Genomic DNA, 15,624 nt, shown 5'->3' on the forward strand with positions numbered 1-15,624 from the left:
ACGGACGAGCAGGAGGTATGGCGTGCGGATCCTGGTGTGGCACGTGCACGGCGGCTGGATGGACGCGTTCGTCCGGGGCCAGCACGACTACCTGGTCCCCACCACCCCCGCCCGTGACGCCTGGGGCCTCGGTCGCGCCGACCGGCTCTGGCCCGAGAACGTCGTCGAGATCGCGCCGGAGGCCGTGCGCGACGCCGACGTCGACGTCGTCGTCCTGCAGCGCACCGAAGAGCTCGCCGAGGCCGAACGCCTGCTCGGTGCCCGTCTCGGCCGCGACGTCCCGGTGGTCTTCGTCGAGCACAACGCCCCGCGGGTCGACGTCCCCGCGTCCCTGCACCCACTGCGCGACCGGGACGACGTCCTCATCGCGCACGTCACGCACTTCAACGCCCTCATGTGGGACTGCGGCACGACCGCCACGACGGTGATCGAACACGGCGTCGTCGACCCCGGTCCGCGGTACACCGGCACGCTCGAGCGGTTCGGGGTCGTGGTCAACGAGCCCGTCCGCCGGACGCGCGTCGCCGGGACCGACCTCGTGCCGCGGTTCGCGGCGGTCGCCCCCGTCGACGCGTTCGGGATGGGCACCGAACAGCTCCCGGACGCCCTCGGACTCGGTCCGGACCGGCTCGGCGTGATGGGGGACGTCAAGCCCGACCCGATGCACACGCAGCTCGCCGAGCGCCGCGCCTACCTGCACCTCAACCGCTGGACCTCGCTCGGGCTGTCCCTGCTCGAGGCGATGCACATGGCGATGCCGGTGCTCGTCCTCGGCACGACCGAGGCGGCCCGTGCGGTCCCCGCCGAGGCCGGCGCGATCTCGACCGACGTCGAAGACCTCGTCGCCACCGCCCGACACCTGGTCGCCAACCCCGACGAGGCGCGTCGCCGCGGCCTCGTCGCCCGGGAGGCCGTGCTCGCGCGCCACTCCCTGGAGCGGTTCCTCGGCGACTGGGACGACCTCCTCAACGGCGTGCAGGAGCGTCACCTCGCAGCACACCACCGATCCGCACCGGCCCCGGCACCGCTCACCGACCTGGTCGGCGCAGCCCCGGTCGCCGATGGCACCGACGGAAGGAACCGCGCATGAAGATCGCCATGGTCTCGGAGCACGCCAGCCCGCTGGCCACGCTCGGGGGCGTCGACGCCGGCGGCCAGAACGTCCACGTCGCAGCCCTGTCCGGGGCGCTCGCCGACCGCGGGCACCAGGTGACGGTCTACACGCGGCGCGACGACGCGACCCTGCCGCGCCGGGTGTCGCTCCGCCCCGGTGTGGACGTCGTGCACGTCGACGCCGGGCCGGCCGAACGCCTGCCGAAGGACGACCTGCTCCAGTACATGGGGCAGTTCGCCTCGTTCCTCGTCGCCGCGTGGACCGTCGACCGCCCCGACATCGTGCACAGCCACTTCTGGATGTCCGGGCTCGCGGCCCTCGACGCAGCACAGCAGCTCGGTGCCCACAGCGACGGACCGCGCATCCCCGTCGTGCACACGTACCACGCGCTCGGCGTCGTGAAGCGCCGCCACCAGGGCTCGGCCGACACCAGCCCGAACGAGCGCGAGTGGCTCGAACCGGAGGTCGGGCGCCGCGCCGACCAGGTCATCGCGACGTGCTCCGACGAGGCGTTCGAGCTCAAGGCCCTCGGCATCCCGAACCGCAGCATCTCGGTGGTGCCCTGCGGGGTCGACGTCGACGCGTTCACGCCGGACGGCCTGACCGAGGTCCGCAGCCGACGGCACCGGGTCGTCACGGCCTCCCGGCTCGTGCAGCGCAAGGGCGTCGGCACGACGATCGACGCGCTCGCCCGCCTCGTGCACGCGGGCCGCGACGTCGAACTCGTCATCGTCGGTGGGGCGGGGACCGCCGGGGCCGACCTCGTGGACGACCCGGAGTACCAGCGCCTCGACGCCTTGGCCACCCGGCTCGGCGTGCGGGACCACGTGACCTTCCGCGGCCAGCTGTCCCAGCGCGAGATCCCGACCGTCCTCCGGAGCGCCGACGTCGTCGTGTGCGCCCCGTGGTACGAGCCGTTCGGGATCGTGCCGCTCGAGGCCATGGCCTGCGGCGTCCCGGTCGTCGCGTCGAGCGTCGGCGGCCTCATCGACACCGTCGTCGAGGATGCCACCGGCCTGCACGTGCCGCCGCGGGACGCCGCCGCGGTCGCCGAGGCCGTCGCCGCGATCCTCGACGACCCCGACCGTCGCGTGGCGTTCGGCCGCGCCGGCCGCGAGCGGGTCGAGTCCCGCTACTCGTGGGCGCGCATCGCCACCGACTCCGAGCGGGTGTACGACCGCATCACCGGTCGCCGTTCCACCCGTCCCGGACGTCGCCGTGCCGGTGCCGTCCCCACGCTCGACCCCGCCCCCCTGGGCACCGCCGGAAGGACCCTCCGATGACCATCGACCTGCCCGCCACCACCGCACGGCCGACGTCGGACGAGCCGGCCTCGAGCGCGTCGCTCGTCCTCGACCACATCGCCGCGTCCGTCCCGGTCATCGCGTCCCTCGCCGAGCACGGCGACCACATCGCGGCGTGGGCCGACGACCTCGCGTCGCGGCTCGGCCGGGGCCAGCGGCTCCTCGCGGCCGGCAACGGCGGCTCCGCGGCGGAGGCGCAGCACCTGACGAGCGAGCTCGTCGGCCGGTTCGACGGGGACCGTCCCGCCTTCAGTGCGATCTCGTTGCACGCCGAGTCCTCCGCGGTCACCGCGATCGGGAACGACTACGGCTACGAGCACGTCTTCGCCCGCCAGGTGCACGCGCACGCCCGCGCCGGCGACGTCCTCGTGCTGCTCTCGACGAGCGGCAAGAGCGAGAACCTGCTCAACGCAGCCCGTGCCGCCCGCTCGATCGGCGTCCGCACCTGGGCGATGACCGGGTCGCGCCCGAACCCCCTCGCCGAGGTCGTCGACGACGCGATCTGCATCGACGGGCCCTCCGCCAACGTGCAGGAGGCCCAGCTCGTCCTCGTGCACGCACTCTGCCGGGCCATGGAGCCCGCGCTCAAGGGACTCCGGGGAGGCCGCCGATGAACGCCCGCACGGACACCACCCACACGCGGATCGTCGTCGTCGGCGACACCCTGCTCGACGTCGACGTCACCGGGACCTCGGAGCGCCTCAGCCCCGACGCGCCCGTGCCCGTGCTCGACGTGCAGGACGAGGTCCGCCGCGCCGGTGGTGCCGGGCTCGTCGCGACCATGCTCGCGCGCGACGGCCACGACGTCACCCTCGTCACGGTGCTCGGCCAGGACGACCGGGGCGCCGAGCTCCGGGACGGCATGCCCGGAGTCCGCGTCGTCGCCGGGGACTCCGGCGTCGCGACCCCCGTCAAGACCCGCGTGCGTGTCGGCGACCACGCGCTCGTCCGCATCGACGAGGCCTGCGCGACGCCGCCCGTGCCGGATGTGACCGCGGACATGACCGCCGCGCTCGAGGGCGCCGACGCGATCGTCGTCGCCGACTACGGCCGTGGCCTCGCCGCCGCTCCCGCGCTCCGGGAGGCCCTGACCCGCGTCGCCGAGACCACCCCCGTCGTGTGGGACCCGCACCCGAAGGGTGCGCAGCCGGTCCCCGGCATCGCGGTCGCCACCCCGAACGCCGCGGAGGCCCGGGGCTTCTCCGGCGCGACCGGCTCCGGCGTGCCCTTCGCCACGGCCGCCGGCGAGCAGCTCGTCGCCGACTGGTCCGCCCACGCGGTCGCCGTCACGATGGGCGAGAAGGGCGCGTTGCTCCGCACCGACGCCGGCGACTCCCGCTTCGTCCCCGCGCCCTCCGTCATCTCGGGCGACCCCTGTGGCGCCGGTGATCGGCTCGCGGCCGGCGTCGCCGTCGCGCTGGCGCAGGGCGCCTCGACCGAGGACGCCGTCGCGGCGGGTGTCGCGGACGCCTCCGCCTACCTGGCCGCGGGCGGCGTCGCGTCGCTCCTCGCGCCTCCCGCACCGGTCACCGTGCCGGGCAGTGACCGGGACGCCATCCGGGTCGCCCACGACGTCCGCGCCGCGGGTGGCACCGTGGTCGCGACCGGTGGTTGCTTCGACCTGCTCCACGCCGGCCACGCCCGCACGCTGTCGGCCGCCCGAGCGCTGGGCGACTGCCTCGTGGTCTGCCTCAACTCGGACAGCTCCGTCCGCGGGCTCAAGGGCCCGGACCGGCCGATCATGACGCAGGAGGACCGCGTCGAGCTCCTCCTCGCGCTCGACTGCGTCGACGCCGTCATCGTGTTCGACGAGTCGACGCCCGACGAGGCCCTCCGCCGCTTCCAGCCCGACGTCTGGGCGAAGGGCGGTGACTACTCCGCCGACGAGCTCCCGGAGTCCCGGACCCTCGCCGAGTGGGGTGGCCGCGTCGTCACCGTGCCGTTCCACCCAGGACGCTCCACCACGCGGCTCGCCGCCGCCCTCGAACGCGTCGGGTAGCGCGAGCGCGCACCATCCCGACCACGTCCGGACGGGAGGCGCGGCAGCCGTCCGCAGCCGCGCCTCCCGTCCGACCGCAGAACCGAAAGGAACACCCATGCCCATCCCCACCACGCCCATCGGCCGCGTGCTCGTCACCGGCGGTGCGAGCGGCCTCGGTGCCGCCGTCGCCGCCGCCGTCGCCGAGGCGGGCGGCACCCCGATCGTGCTCGACCTGAAGACCGACGCGGTCCCGAGCGAGTGGGACAGCGTGGCCGTCGACGTCACCGACACCGCCGCCACCGAGCAGGCCGTGCGTGACGCCGCCGAGCGTCACGGTGGCCTCGACGCCGTCGTCACCGCCGCGGGCATCGACAAGCCGGCCCCGATCGGCGGCATCTCGTCCGGCGACTGGGAGCGCATCGTCGGCGTCAACCTGCTCGGCACCGCCGCGACCGTGCGAGCTGCCCTGCCCGCGCTCGAGGCCTCGAACGGCCGCGTCGTCATCATCTCGTCCTCGCTGGCGCTCAAGGGCGTCGGCGACGGCACCGCGTACTCCGCGTCGAAGTTCGGCGTCCGCGGGTTCTCCCAGGCGCTCGCGGCCGAGACCCGGGGCGTCGTCGGCGTGACGAACATCATCCCCGCGGGCATGCGCACCGCGTTCTTCGAGGGCCGCACCGAGCAGTACAAGCCGGGGCCGGACGCCAAGCTCATCGAGCCGGAGTACGTCGCGAACGCGATCATCTTCGCCCTGAGCCAGCCCGCCGGGTGCGAGATCCGCGAGCTCGCGATCATGCCGGCCGAGGAGCCCAGCTGGCCGTAGGCCTCCGGCCCGGCCTCCGGCCTCCGGCCTCGGCCTCCGGTTCCGCCGAGATCGCAGAACACGCCGTTCACCTTCCGAGGTGAGCGGCGTGTTCTGCGATCTCGACGGGGATCGTCGCGCTCGTGCAGAGGCGTTCTTCCGCGCGGAGGTCGAGCGCGTGCACTGACGGCGGGGTGCCGGGTCGACGTCACGTGCGGGAAACACGGGCGCGGGATGATCGTCGTCATGACTCCAGCCGAGCGTGGGGACGCCATCACGCCACAAGCGACCATCGGCCTCCCCGTCACCGTGTCCATCACCCGCCTCGTCGAACCCGCCCGCATCCCCGAGGTCACCCGCTGGGTCCAGTCGGGCGTGAACCTCGCGAACCGCTACCCGGGGTTCCTCGGGTCCGGATGGGTCCGCTCGCACGCGACCTCACGCGAGTGGCACATGCTCTACCGGTTCGCCGACCACACGACCCTGGCGACGTGGGAGAACTCGGACGACCGGCTCCGGTGGCTCGACGAGGGGCGCGACCTCGTCGTGGAGTCCCGGGTGGAGAAGCGCACGGGGATCGAGGGGTGGTTCGACGTGCCGCGCGATGCGCCGTCGGACAGCGCACCGCCCCGGTGGAAGCAGGCGGTGTCGATCTGGCTCGGGTTCTTCCCGGTGAACCTCGTGTTCACGCTGCTCGTGACCGCGTTCGTGCCGTTCTGGCCGACGTTCCCGACCGTGCCGAAGGTCCTGCTGACGACGCTCGTCCTCACGCCGGTCATGACGTTCTGGGTGCTGCCGTTCGTGACGCGGCTCATCCGCCCCTGGTTGCTCGCGCCGCGGCGCTGACGGCCGCCCCGTGATCGGGTGCGGTCGCCAGCAGGTCCGCGACGTCGGCGAGTACCACCTCGACCCCGACCTCGGCCACGAACGACGGGTCGTGCTCGCAGCGCTCCGCGGTCCAGCCGACCTGGGTGACGTCGACGCCGCACACGGGGCAGTGCGTCGTGAAGCTCATCTCGACCCGGTGGCGCCCCCGGTCGAACGGCGCCGCGTTGACGACGTTGCCGAACCAGAAGATCCCGACCGTGCGGGTGCCGACCGCGACCGCGAGGTGCCGCGGCCCCGAGTCGTCGGCGACCATGACGTCCGCGATCGCGAGTGTCCCCGGGAGCTCCCCGAGGCCGAGCACCCCCGCGAGGTCGACGATCTGCCCGGGGCTGTCCGGACCCGCGATGTCGGTGGCCGAGCGCGCGATGGTGATCGCGGCCTCCCGGTCCGACTCGTCGCCGACGACGATGACGACGTCGCCCTGGGCCATGCGGGCGGCCGCCACCGCGGCGAAGCGTTCCTCGGGCCAACGGCGCCGGGGGTCCGTCGCGCCGGGGTGGACCGCGACGACCCGGCGCCCGGCGAGCGGTGCGCCGATCGCGTCCTCGATCCGGGCGACGGCGGCCGCGCGCTCGTCGTCGGACACGTGGACGACGGGATCGAGCACGACGGGTGCGGCACCGGCGAGCCCGGCGACCTCGAGCGCCCGGAGCACCTCGTGCTGGTAGTAGACGTAGCGGACCCAGCGCTCGAGGACCTCGGCGTCCTCGGTCGCGGTGCCGACGGTGTGTCGTGCGCCGAGGCGCAGCAGGAACGGATTGGAGTTCCGGCCGCCGCCGTGCACCTGGACGGCGAGGTCGAAGCGCCCGTGCAGTCGGGCGGTGAACGCGTCGACCTCGGCGGGGTCGGACTCCCGCCCGGCGACCTCGCGGACACCCGGCGCCACGGGGAGCACCTCGACGGCGTCGATCGACGAGGGCCGGTCGGCGAGCAGCGCGGCGGCCATGGGCGTGCCGAGGAGGGTGATGCGGGCCTCCGGGTACGCGGCAGCGAGCGCGTCGATCGCCGGCATGGCGAACAGCAGGTCCCCGAGTCCACCGCCGCGCAGGACCGCGATCTCGCGCACGTCCTCGAACGCGGGCTGTGCTTGACCGATCGGGAACACCGGGCCTCCTCGTGGTGCGGCACGCCGGACGGCGCGCGGGTGCGTCCTCCTGTCTACCGGGAGGCGCTGGGTGGCGTTTCGCGCGCCGCGGTCACGTCGCCGGCGGGCGCCGCTCCCTGATCGAACCGCCCGATGCCGGTCGAACACCCGTGTTCCGCGGTTCGAACGGACGGGGCCGGTTCGAAGTGGCGCCGCGCGGTCAGGGCCGGAGGCCCGACACGAGCAGGTCGAGCAACCGCCCGACCTGCTCCTGGTCCTCCACGCCCGCGGTCGCGAGGAACACCCCGACCAGCGCGGCGGTGACGTCGTCGGCGGGGACCGCCGGGCGCAGGACGCCGAGGGCCGCCCCCGCGGCGAGGATCGTGGCGATCGCGGCGTTGACGCGCTCGCGGGTCCGGGCGCTCCCGACGGCATCGCGGAAGGCCCCGGCACGGAGGGTCTCGGCCATCCCGCGCTTCGTGACGACGAACGCGGCGTACCGGTCCATGAAGGTCCGCAGGGCGACGTCGGGCGTGTGGCGGGCGAGGAGTGGCTCGACGGTGGCGAGGACCGATGTGAGCTCGGTGTCGTAGACCGCGGCGACCAGGTCCTCGCGGGTCGGGAAGTGGCGGTAGAGCGTGCCGATCCCGACGCCGGCGGCGCGCGCGATCCCCTCGAGCGACGCGTCCTGGCCGGTGTCGGTGAAGGACGCGCGTGCGACCTCGATGATCCTGGCGCGGTTGCGCGCGGCATCGGCGCGCGGACGACGCGCGGGCGGGGGAGTGGACGACAAGCGGAGGTACCTCCGGATCAGTGGTAGCGTCGCGGCGACCGGAGGAGCCTCCGTTTCCGACGACGACAGGAGCCATGATGGCAGACCACACGACGATCCCCGGAGGGACGGCGACGCTCGCCGGGCGCGCGATCGCTCGCATCGGGTACGGCGCGATGGCGCTCGAACGGTTCGACGACGACCGGGAGGCCGGGGCAGCGTTCCTCCGTCACGCCGTCGAGCTCGGGGTGGACCACATCGACACTGCCGAGTTCTACGGCGACGGGGTCGCGAACGACGTCATCCGTCGGGCGATCGGGTCCTCGGACGCCGTGGCGGTCGTCAGCAAGGTGGGAGCGGTCCGCGTCGACGCGCCGATCCCGCTCGTGCTGGCGCAGCGACCGGAGGAACTCCGTGCGCAGGTCGAGGCGAACCTCCGCACGCTCGGACGCGATCGACTCGACGTCGTCAACCTCCGCCGCCCCGAGATCGGCCCCGGTCTCACCGTGCCGGACGAGGACCTCGTCGACCTCGACGACCAGCTGGCCGAGATGACCGCGATGCGCGACGAGGGGCTGATCGGCGGGATCGGGCTCAGCGCGGTGCGGATCGAGAGCCTCCGGCGGGCGCTCCCGGTCGGCGTGGTCTGCGTGCAGAACGCGTACTCCCTCGTCGCCCGCGAGTTCGAGGCGATGCTCACGCTCTGCGTCGCCGAGGACATCGCCTGGGTGCCGTTCTTCCCGCTCGGCAGCGGATTCCCCGGCCTGCCGAAGGTGACGGACGAACCCGCGGTGCAGCGGATCGCGGCCGAGCTGGGGGCCTCCCCGGCGCAGGTCGGCCTGGCCTGGCTGCTCGGGCACGCGCCGAACACGCTGCTGATCCCCGGAACGGCGAACGCCGACCACCTCGCGGAGAACCTGGCGGCGGGCGCGGTGGAGCTCACGGCCGAGCAGACCGCTGCCCTCGATGCGCTGGCGCCAGCGGCCGGCGCGCAGCGCTGACCGGACTCACGGGCGCGCGGCCGCACCGTGCGCGGGTGGACTCCCGCGCTCAGGGCGCGTCGAACAGCCGATCCAGACCGCCCTCGTCGTCCGCGAGGGCGAGGACCTCGTCACCCTCGTGCAGGACGGTGTCCCGCCGCAGCCGGATGAGCCGACCCTGCCGACGCACGACGCTGATCCAGCCGTCCTCGCCGTCGAGGAGCTCGTCGACGCGGCGACCGTCTGCCTCGGACCCGTGCTGGACGACATGGCGGTGCAGTCCCTCCGGTTCCGCCGTCAGACGCATGCCGACTGCGAAGGGCTCCGGCTCGCGCACCCGCATCGGGATGTGGAACCGCCGGGCGAAGAACGGGACGAGACCGCCCTGCAGCACCACCGAGCACACCACCACGACGAAGATGATGCCGAACAGCCGGTCCGCGTGTGCCACGCCCGAGGCGAGGATCGAGAGTCCGAGCAGGATCGGCACGGCCCCCTTGAGTCCCGCCCACAGCACGAATGCGCGCTCACCCCACCGCAGGCGCAGGGGGATGCTCAGCGCACCGACGAACAGCGGCCGGACGACGAGGATCAACAGGGCCGCGATGAGGAGCCCCGGCAGGAGGACATCGGGTCGGACGACCGCGGCCACGTCGGTGCTCAGGCCGAGCAGGGTGAACACGACGATCTCCGCCAGGTTCGAGAACCCCGAGCTGAACCGGTCGATCTCGCGCTTGAACGGCGCGCGGACGTCGCCGATCAGGATGCCGGCGAGGAACACGGCGAGGAACCCGGACCCGTGCAGGAGCGTGCCCACCGCGTAGAGCACGACCGCGAATGCGAGTGTCCAGATCGAGTGCAGCGCCTCGTTCGGCAACGCGAGGCGCTGCAGGGCCCACCGGAGCGTCAGGCCGCCGAGGACGCCCACGGCCGTGCCGATCAGGAGTTGCAGCACGAACGTCAGGAGGCCCTGGGTCACCGCGTCGAGGCCGGCACCGGTCGCGGCGAGGAGGCTGACCATCAACGCGATGCCGACCGGGTCGTTCGCGCCGGACTCACCCTCGAGAATCGTGCCGGAGCGGCCCGAGATCTCGCGCTTGCCGAGCACGGAGAACACGACCGCGGGATCGGTGGGGGCGAGTGCGGCCCCGAGCAGCAACGACTGCTGCCACGGGAGCTCGAGCAGGAGGTGTCCAGCGAGCGCGACCCCCGCCGCGGTCACGGCGGTCCCCGCGACCCCGAGCCAGGTGATGGGGCCGAGCGAGTTCCGGAACCGGGACCAGCCGATGTGCATGCCGCCGTCGAAGAGGATGAAGACCAGCGCGACGCTGACGACGTGTTCGTCGAGCACGCGCGGAACGGTCTCGAGCACGGGGAAGAAGGACGACGCCGCGACCGCGGCGATGAGGAACAGCGCGGGCGACGGGACGCGGATGAGGGTGCTGAGGCGACTCGAGACGACGGCCGCGACCGCGGCGAGTCCGGCGAGCCCGACCGCCAGGGTGAACGCGTCGTCCGCGCTCACGGGCAGCGCTCGGCTCGTGGGGCGAGTGACATGGGATCTCCTCGGGAGGGTCGGTCGACGGATCGCCGACCAGTCTTCCCGGCACACCTCACGCGAACGCCCGTCCACCGTACTCCTCGCCCGCGCACCCGCCGGATGCGGACTCCAGGGCGGGCCGTGGTCGGGGGACAGGCGAGCCGAAGGGAGGCCGCGATGGCGGACAGTCCCGGGACGGAGGAGCAGTGTGGGTACGTGCGGACCGATGCCCGCGCGCGTCGACGATGACGGAACGCCCATGACCGTGCCCTCGGCCGGTCGTCCCCCTGACAGAGGAGCACCCTTGGCCCTGGACACCGCGATCGCCCCCTCCGAGCCCACCGTCGAGGACAGCCTCGCGCCCCGCGTGATCGAGGTGACCAACCCGCGCGACGGCAGCACCGCCTCCCGGGTCGAGGTCGCGAGCCCGGCGGAGATCGAGCAGGCGGTCGTGCGGGCGCGGACGGCGTTCGCGACCTGGTCCCGCACGGCGCCGGGGCAGCGTGGGGCGGTCCTCAAGGCCGCAGCGCTGCACCTGCAGGAGCGTGCCGAGGAACTCGCGGCGCTCAACACCCGCGAGACCGGCAAGGTCCCCGGCGACGCCCTCGGCGGTGTGCAGGCCGGCATCGACACGCTGATCCAGTACGCGGAGCTCGGCCCGCTGCACCGTGGCGAGGTCCTGCGGGGCTCGTTCGGCGCGACGGACACCGCCAAGCCGCACCCCCGCGGCGTGGTCCTCGCGCTGACGCCCTGGAACGACCCGGTCGCCGTCGCGTGCGGGATCCTCGGTGCCGCGATCGTCTCCGGTGACACCGTCGTGCACAAGGGGAGCGAGCGCTGCCCGGCCACGGCGGCCCTCCTCAACGAGATCCTGGCCGAGGCGCTGCCCGAGGGCGTCCTCGTCGGCATCACGGGTGACGCGGCGACGGGGGAGGCGCTGCTCGCCGAGCCCGGCATCGACGTCTACGCGCACGTCGGCTCGACCGCGACGGGTGACGTCCTCGCCGAGATGGCCCTGCGCACCCGCGCCCACGTCATCCGCGAGAACGGCGGGAACGACGCGCTCGTGGTCGATGCCGACGTCGACCCGGCGTGGGCCGCCGGTCAGGCCGCGCTCGGCGCGTTCGCCAACACCGGCCAGATCTGCACGAGCGTCGAGCGCGTGTACGTCCTCCGCGAGGTCGCGGACGCGTTCGTCACCGCGCTCGTCGCCGAGGCCGAGGCGAAGACCGCCGCCGACGCCGACGGCTACGGCCCCCTGGTCGACGAGCGGATGCGCAACGTGGTCCAGTCGCACGTCGACGACGCGGTCGCCAAGGGCGCCCGGGTCCTCACCGGCGGCAGCATCCCCGACGGCGCCGGCACGTTCTACCCCGCGACGGTGCTCGTCGACTGCACGCCCGACATGCTCGTCATGCACGAGGAGACCTTCGGCCCGATCGCGCCCGTGCAGGTCGTCGACGACTTCGACGAGGCACTGCGCCTCGCCGCCGACGACCGCTACGGCCTCGCCGCGACGGTCCTGACGAACGACATGGAGCACGCGCTCCGCGCCGGCGACGAGCTCCCGGTCGGCACCGTCAAGGTGAACGCCGTGTTCGGAGGCGCTCCGGGCGGCAGCGCCCAGCCGCGTGGTGCGTCGGGTGCCGGCTTCGGGTACGGCCCGCACCTGCTCGACGAGATGACGACGACCACGGTCGTGCACCTCGAATCGGCGCCGCGCCGGAGCGACCGGTGAGTGGGGACCTCCGCGTCGTCCGGGAGGTCGTGGACCGCACCCGGGACCGGCGACCGCTCGTCGTCGTGGTCGGGGACGTCATCCTCGACCGCTGGAGCGTCGGTGAGGCCGAGCGGGTGAGCCGGGAGGCCCCGGCGCCCGTCGTGCGCGTCACCGAGGTCATCGACGTGCCCGGTGGTGCCGCGAACACCGCCGTGAACGCGCGGGCGCTCGGCGCGGAGGTCCGCATGGTCGGCCTGATCGGCGACGACGAGGCCGGGAGGATCCTCCGCGCCCGGCTGGCGGCCGACGGCGTCGACGTGTCCGGTCTGGTGCCCGTCTCGCACGGCGTCACGACCTCGAAGGCCCGGGTCGTCGGCGGCGACCGGATCCTCGTCCGCGTCGACGAGATCGCCGATCCCCCGACCGAGCAGGACACGATCGCCCTCGCCCGGGCCGTGACCGCCGGCATCCGCGGTGCCGACGCGGTCGTGGTGTGTGACTACGGGCTCGGGACGACCCCGGAGGCCGTGGTCCCCGCGGTGCTGCGCGACCGTCCGGCCGCCGTGGTCGTCGACGCGCACGACCTCGGCCGCTGGCACGACCTGCACCCCGACCTCGTGACGCCGAACTGTGGCGAGGCCGAGCAGCTCCTCGGCCGTTCCCTCGGGCAGGGGTCCGCACGCTCCGCGGTCGTCGAGGGCCTCCGCGACGCCGTCCTCGCCGCGAGCGGTGCCCGGAACGCCATCGTCACGCTCGACAAGGACGGCACCGTGCTGCTGCCCGGCGACAGCGCCGCCGACACCACCCCGGTCCGCACCCGAGCGACGCCGGCGTCCGAGCAGCAGGCGTCCGGCGCCGGCGACACGTTCTGCGCCGCCGTGTCCGTCGCGCTCGCCACGGGGACGCCCCTCGCCGACGCCGCCCGGTTCGCCCAGGCCGCCGCCGACGTCGTCGTCCGCGAGGCCGGCACCTCGATCTGCACCGCCGAGGCTTTGGTCGCCTCGGTCTCCGCCCCTGCCGACACGATCGTCGACCACGACGACCTGGCGGACGCGGTCGCCGCCGCCCGGGCCGCGGGCCGCCGCGTCGTGTTCACGAACGGCTGCTTCGACGTCGTGCACCGCGGTCACACCTCGTACCTGCGACAGGCCCGCGAGCTCGGCGACCTGCTCGTCGTCGCGGTGAACGACGACGACTCGGTCCGCCGGCTCAAGGGGCCGGAGCGGCCCATCAACACGGCGGAGGACCGCGCGGGCGTCCTCGCGGCCCTCGCGTCGGTCGACCTGGTCACCGTGTTCCCGACCGACACCCCCGTGCCGCTCATCGAGCGCTTGCAGCCCGACGTCTACGTCAAGGGCGGCGACTACTCGCCCGAGATGCTCACCGAGACCGAGGTCGTCCGTGCCTACGGTGGCGAGGTCGTCATGGTCGACTACGTCGCCGAGCACTCGACGACCGACGTCGTCCGCCGCATCCGCGAGTCCGCGCGAGCGGCCGCCGAGCGCGCCGCGGGCGAGACGGTCACCGACGCGGACGACGCCACCACGGCGACGGAGGCGACCCCGTGACGGCCGCACGCTGGTCGGGCGAGTGGGGACGGGCCTCCCGGCCGGCACCGGAGCCCGTGGTCGACGTGCTCGTGCCGACCGCCGGACGGGTCACCGAGCTCGCCACGACGCTCGCCGGGCTCGCCGGGCAGGACGAGCCGACGTTCCGGCTCGTCCTCAGCGACCAGTCGGTCGACGGTGCGCCGCTCGCCGACCCGAGCGTGCAGGCGATGCTCCGCGTCCTGGAGGCCCAGGGCCGCCAGCCGCTCGTCCTGCGGCACCCCGAGCGGCACGGGCTCGCCGAGCACCGGCAGTTCCTGCTCGAGCACGCGACCGCGCCGTACGTGCTGTTCCTCGACGACGACGTGTGGCTCGAGCGCGACTCGATCGCCCGCATGCTCGACGCGATCCGGCAGCTCGGCTGCGGGTTCGTCGGGTCCGCGGTGCAGGGGCTGTCGTACCTCGACGACCGGCGACCGCACCAGCAGACGACGTTCGAGCGGTGGGACGGGCCCGTCGTGCCGGAGGTCATCCGGCGCGGCACGCCCGGCCACGACCGGTGGCAGCTCCACAACGCCGCGAACCTCGCCCACATCGCCGCGGACCTCGACGTCCCGCACGGCGGATGGGTGCCCTACCGGGTCGCGTGGGTGGGCGCGTGCGTGCTGTACGACCGCGCGGTGCTCCTCGACGCGGGCGGGTTCGACTTCTGGCGGGAACTCCCGACGGGCCACGCGGGCGAGGACGTCGTCGCGCAGTGGCGCGTGATGGAGCGCGCGGGCGGCGTCGGCATCGTGCCGTCGGGCGCCGTGCACCTCGAGTCCCCGACGACCGTGACGGACCGGTCGGTCGACGCGCCGGACGTCCTCCTCCCCCCGATCGACGCCGAGCAGGCGCTCGGCGTCGGACGACGGGAGCCCTGAGCCGCACCCGGTCCCTCCCGGGTGACGAACGGGTGGTCGTCCGACCATCCGGTGGAACGAACGACGAGGAGAACCCCATGGCAACGCCGAACCCGATCCAGATCCAGAAGTTCCTGAGCGGGATCGACTACCCCGCCTCGAAGGACACCATCGTCTCGACGGCCGAGAAGGAGGGCGCCGACGACGACGTGCTCAACGCCCTCAAGCAGATCCCGGACCAGGAGTACGACGCGCCGACCGCCGTGTCGAGCGCGGTGTCGGACGTCGACTGAGGCCGGTCCGCTCCGCGAGGGTGCACGACGCGCCGCTGCCGCTCATGGCGTGCGGCGGGTCGTGCACCCTCGTCGTGTCGGTGGTGGCGGGTTGTGCACCCTCGTCGCGCCGTGGTCGTCGGGCGCAGTACCGTCGGACCCATGGACCGGACCGACGACCGCACCGAGGAGCTCGCGGAGCGCCTCCGGGCGGCGATCGGGACGCTCGTCCGCATCGGTCGGGGTCGCGCCGACACGCTCTCGCCGGCCCACGCGGCCACCCTGGGTCACCTCGACCGTGAGGGTCCGATGACGACGGCCGACCTGGCGCGGCGCCGCGGCGTCCGCCACCAGGGCCAGAGCCGTACCGTCATCGAACTGGAGGCCCTGGGTCACGTCGCGCGCACCGCCAGCGCGACCGATGCGCGTGCGTCGGTCATCGGCATCACGGAAGCCGGACGGCTCGCGCTCACCGCGGACCGTCGGGCAAGGACGTCGTGGATGGCACGGGCGATCGACGCCGAGCTCGACCCGGACGAGCGGGCTGCGCTCGAGCGGATGCCCGAACTCCTCGCCCGCATCGCGCAGCACACCGACGGCTGACCTGCACCGCCCGCCTCCCCTCTGCGAGATCGCAGTCGTCGCCGCTTGGACGGTTGCCAGAACGGCGACGACTGCGATCTCGCGGGAGGAAGGTGTACAACATGGTTGTACACTTGAC

The 15,624-nt window shown here is 73.9% G+C and carries 15 protein-coding genes; 12 read left to right on the forward strand and 3 right to left on the reverse strand.

Going from position 1 to position 15,624, the window contains the following annotated elements; genetic code table 11:
* Positions 1–22 precede the first annotated feature (22 nt).
* From DEI92_RS07455 to DEI92_RS07480, 6 genes are all read left to right on the forward strand, one after another.
* Entirely contained in the window at positions 23–1,090 is a 1,068-nt protein-coding gene (locus DEI92_RS07455; RefSeq protein WP_111013016.1) for a glycosyltransferase, read from the forward strand.
* Complete coding sequence (locus DEI92_RS07460; protein ID WP_111010655.1) at positions 1,087–2,397, forward strand: glycosyltransferase; 1,311 nt, start codon at positions 1,087–1,089, stop codon at positions 2,395–2,397. Before DEI92_RS07455 ends, DEI92_RS07460 begins: the two co-directional genes overlap by 4 nt.
* Positions 2,394–3,032, forward strand: coding sequence for an SIS domain-containing protein (locus DEI92_RS07465; protein ID WP_111013017.1), 639 nt, complete (start codon positions 2,394–2,396; stop codon positions 3,030–3,032). Before DEI92_RS07460 ends, DEI92_RS07465 begins: the two co-directional genes overlap by 4 nt.
* Positions 3,029–4,417: a PfkB family carbohydrate kinase gene (locus DEI92_RS07470; RefSeq protein WP_111013018.1), complete on the forward strand. Its 1,389-nt coding sequence runs from the start codon at positions 3,029–3,031 to the stop codon at positions 4,415–4,417. The genes DEI92_RS07465 and DEI92_RS07470 overlap by 4 nt, the downstream gene beginning before the upstream one ends.
* Positions 4,418–4,514: 97 nt before the next feature.
* Positions 4,515–5,219: an SDR family oxidoreductase gene (locus DEI92_RS07475; RefSeq protein ID WP_111010658.1), complete on the forward strand. Its 705-nt coding sequence runs from the start codon at positions 4,515–4,517 to the stop codon at positions 5,217–5,219.
* A 225-nt stretch (positions 5,220–5,444) separates the two neighbouring features.
* On the forward strand, positions 5,445–6,044 hold the full coding sequence (locus DEI92_RS07480; protein ID WP_111013184.1) for an antibiotic biosynthesis monooxygenase: 600 nt from the start codon (positions 5,445–5,447) through the stop codon (positions 6,042–6,044).
* Here DEI92_RS07480 and DEI92_RS07485 read toward each other — a convergent pair.
* Together DEI92_RS07485 and DEI92_RS07490 are read right to left on the reverse strand one after the other, a co-directional pair.
* Positions 6,010–7,191 carry a glycosyltransferase family 9 protein gene (locus tag DEI92_RS07485; protein WP_258370117.1) on the reverse strand — a complete coding sequence of 394 codons (1,182 nt, stop codon included), beginning with the start codon at positions 7,189–7,191 and terminating at the stop codon, positions 6,010–6,012. The genes DEI92_RS07480 and DEI92_RS07485 overlap by 35 nt on opposite strands.
* A 199-nt stretch (positions 7,192–7,390) precedes the next feature.
* Positions 7,391–7,963: a TetR/AcrR family transcriptional regulator gene (locus tag DEI92_RS07490; RefSeq protein WP_111013019.1), complete on the reverse strand. Its 573-nt coding sequence runs from the start codon at positions 7,961–7,963 to the stop codon at positions 7,391–7,393.
* 77 nt (positions 7,964–8,040) lie between these two features.
* Here DEI92_RS07490 and DEI92_RS07495 point away from each other — a divergent pair, with 77 nt between their 5' ends.
* Positions 8,041–8,943: an aldo/keto reductase gene (locus tag DEI92_RS07495; RefSeq protein ID WP_111013186.1), complete on the forward strand. Its 903-nt coding sequence runs from the start codon at positions 8,041–8,043 to the stop codon at positions 8,941–8,943.
* Between the two features lie 49 nt (positions 8,944–8,992).
* Here the strand turns inward: DEI92_RS07495 and DEI92_RS07500 are convergent, their stop codons facing one another.
* Positions 8,993–10,447 carry a cation:proton antiporter gene (locus DEI92_RS07500; protein WP_220037473.1) on the reverse strand — a complete coding sequence of 485 codons (1,455 nt, stop codon included), beginning with the start codon at positions 10,445–10,447 and terminating at the stop codon, positions 8,993–8,995.
* Positions 10,448–10,772: 325 nt separating this feature from the next.
* Between DEI92_RS07500 and DEI92_RS07505 the strand changes: the two genes are divergently transcribed.
* The 5 genes from DEI92_RS07505 (at position 10,773) to DEI92_RS07525 (ending at position 15,506) form a co-directional block, all read left to right on the forward strand.
* Complete coding sequence (locus DEI92_RS07505) at positions 10,773–12,200, forward strand: aldehyde dehydrogenase family protein (protein ID WP_375342536.1); 1,428 nt, start codon at positions 10,773–10,775, stop codon at positions 12,198–12,200.
* Entirely contained in the window at positions 12,197–13,750 is a 1,554-nt protein-coding gene (gene rfaE2 / locus DEI92_RS07510; protein WP_111013022.1) for a D-glycero-beta-D-manno-heptose 1-phosphate adenylyltransferase, read from the forward strand. The genes DEI92_RS07505 and rfaE2 overlap by 4 nt, the downstream gene beginning before the upstream one ends.
* Entirely contained in the window at positions 13,747–14,652 is a 906-nt protein-coding gene (locus tag DEI92_RS07515; RefSeq protein WP_111010664.1) for a glycosyltransferase family 2 protein, read from the forward strand. Before rfaE2 ends, DEI92_RS07515 begins: the two co-directional genes overlap by 4 nt.
* 77 nt (positions 14,653–14,729) lie before the next feature.
* Positions 14,730–14,924, forward strand: coding sequence for a DUF2795 domain-containing protein (locus tag DEI92_RS07520; RefSeq protein ID WP_111010710.1), 195 nt, complete (start codon positions 14,730–14,732; stop codon positions 14,922–14,924).
* 141 nt (positions 14,925–15,065) lie between these two features.
* On the forward strand, positions 15,066–15,506 hold the full coding sequence (locus DEI92_RS07525) for a MarR family winged helix-turn-helix transcriptional regulator (protein WP_111010668.1): 441 nt from the start codon (positions 15,066–15,068) through the stop codon (positions 15,504–15,506).
* Positions 15,507–15,624: the final 118 nt, after the last annotated feature.

This window comes from Curtobacterium sp. MCBD17_034, assembly GCF_003234515.1.
GTDB lineage: Bacteria > Actinomycetota > Actinomycetes > Actinomycetales > Microbacteriaceae > Curtobacterium.

Excerpts from the sequence above, each read along its gene's own strand:
- DEI92_RS07460 (WP_111010655.1), top strand. The coding sequence starts at position 1,087 with ATGAAGATCGCCATGGTCTCGGAGCACGCCAGCCCGCTGGCCACGCTC.
- DEI92_RS07465 (WP_111013017.1), top strand. The coding sequence starts at position 2,394 with ATGACCATCGACCTGCCCGCCACCACCGCACGGCCGACGTCGGACGAG.
- DEI92_RS07470 (WP_111013018.1), top strand. The coding sequence starts at position 3,029 with ATGAACGCCCGCACGGACACCACCCACACGCGGATCGTCGTCGTCGGC.
- DEI92_RS07475 (WP_111010658.1), top strand. The coding sequence starts at position 4,515 with ATGCCCATCCCCACCACGCCCATCGGCCGCGTGCTCGTCACCGGCGGT.
- DEI92_RS07480 (WP_111013184.1), top strand. The coding sequence starts at position 5,445 with ATGACTCCAGCCGAGCGTGGGGACGCCATCACGCCACAAGCGACCATC.
- DEI92_RS07495 (WP_111013186.1), top strand. The coding sequence starts at position 8,041 with ATGGCAGACCACACGACGATCCCCGGAGGGACGGCGACGCTCGCCGGG.
- DEI92_RS07520 (WP_111010710.1), top strand. The coding sequence starts at position 14,730 with ATGGCAACGCCGAACCCGATCCAGATCCAGAAGTTCCTGAGCGGGATC.
- DEI92_RS07525 (WP_111010668.1), top strand. The coding sequence starts at position 15,066 with ATGGACCGGACCGACGACCGCACCGAGGAGCTCGCGGAGCGCCTCCGG.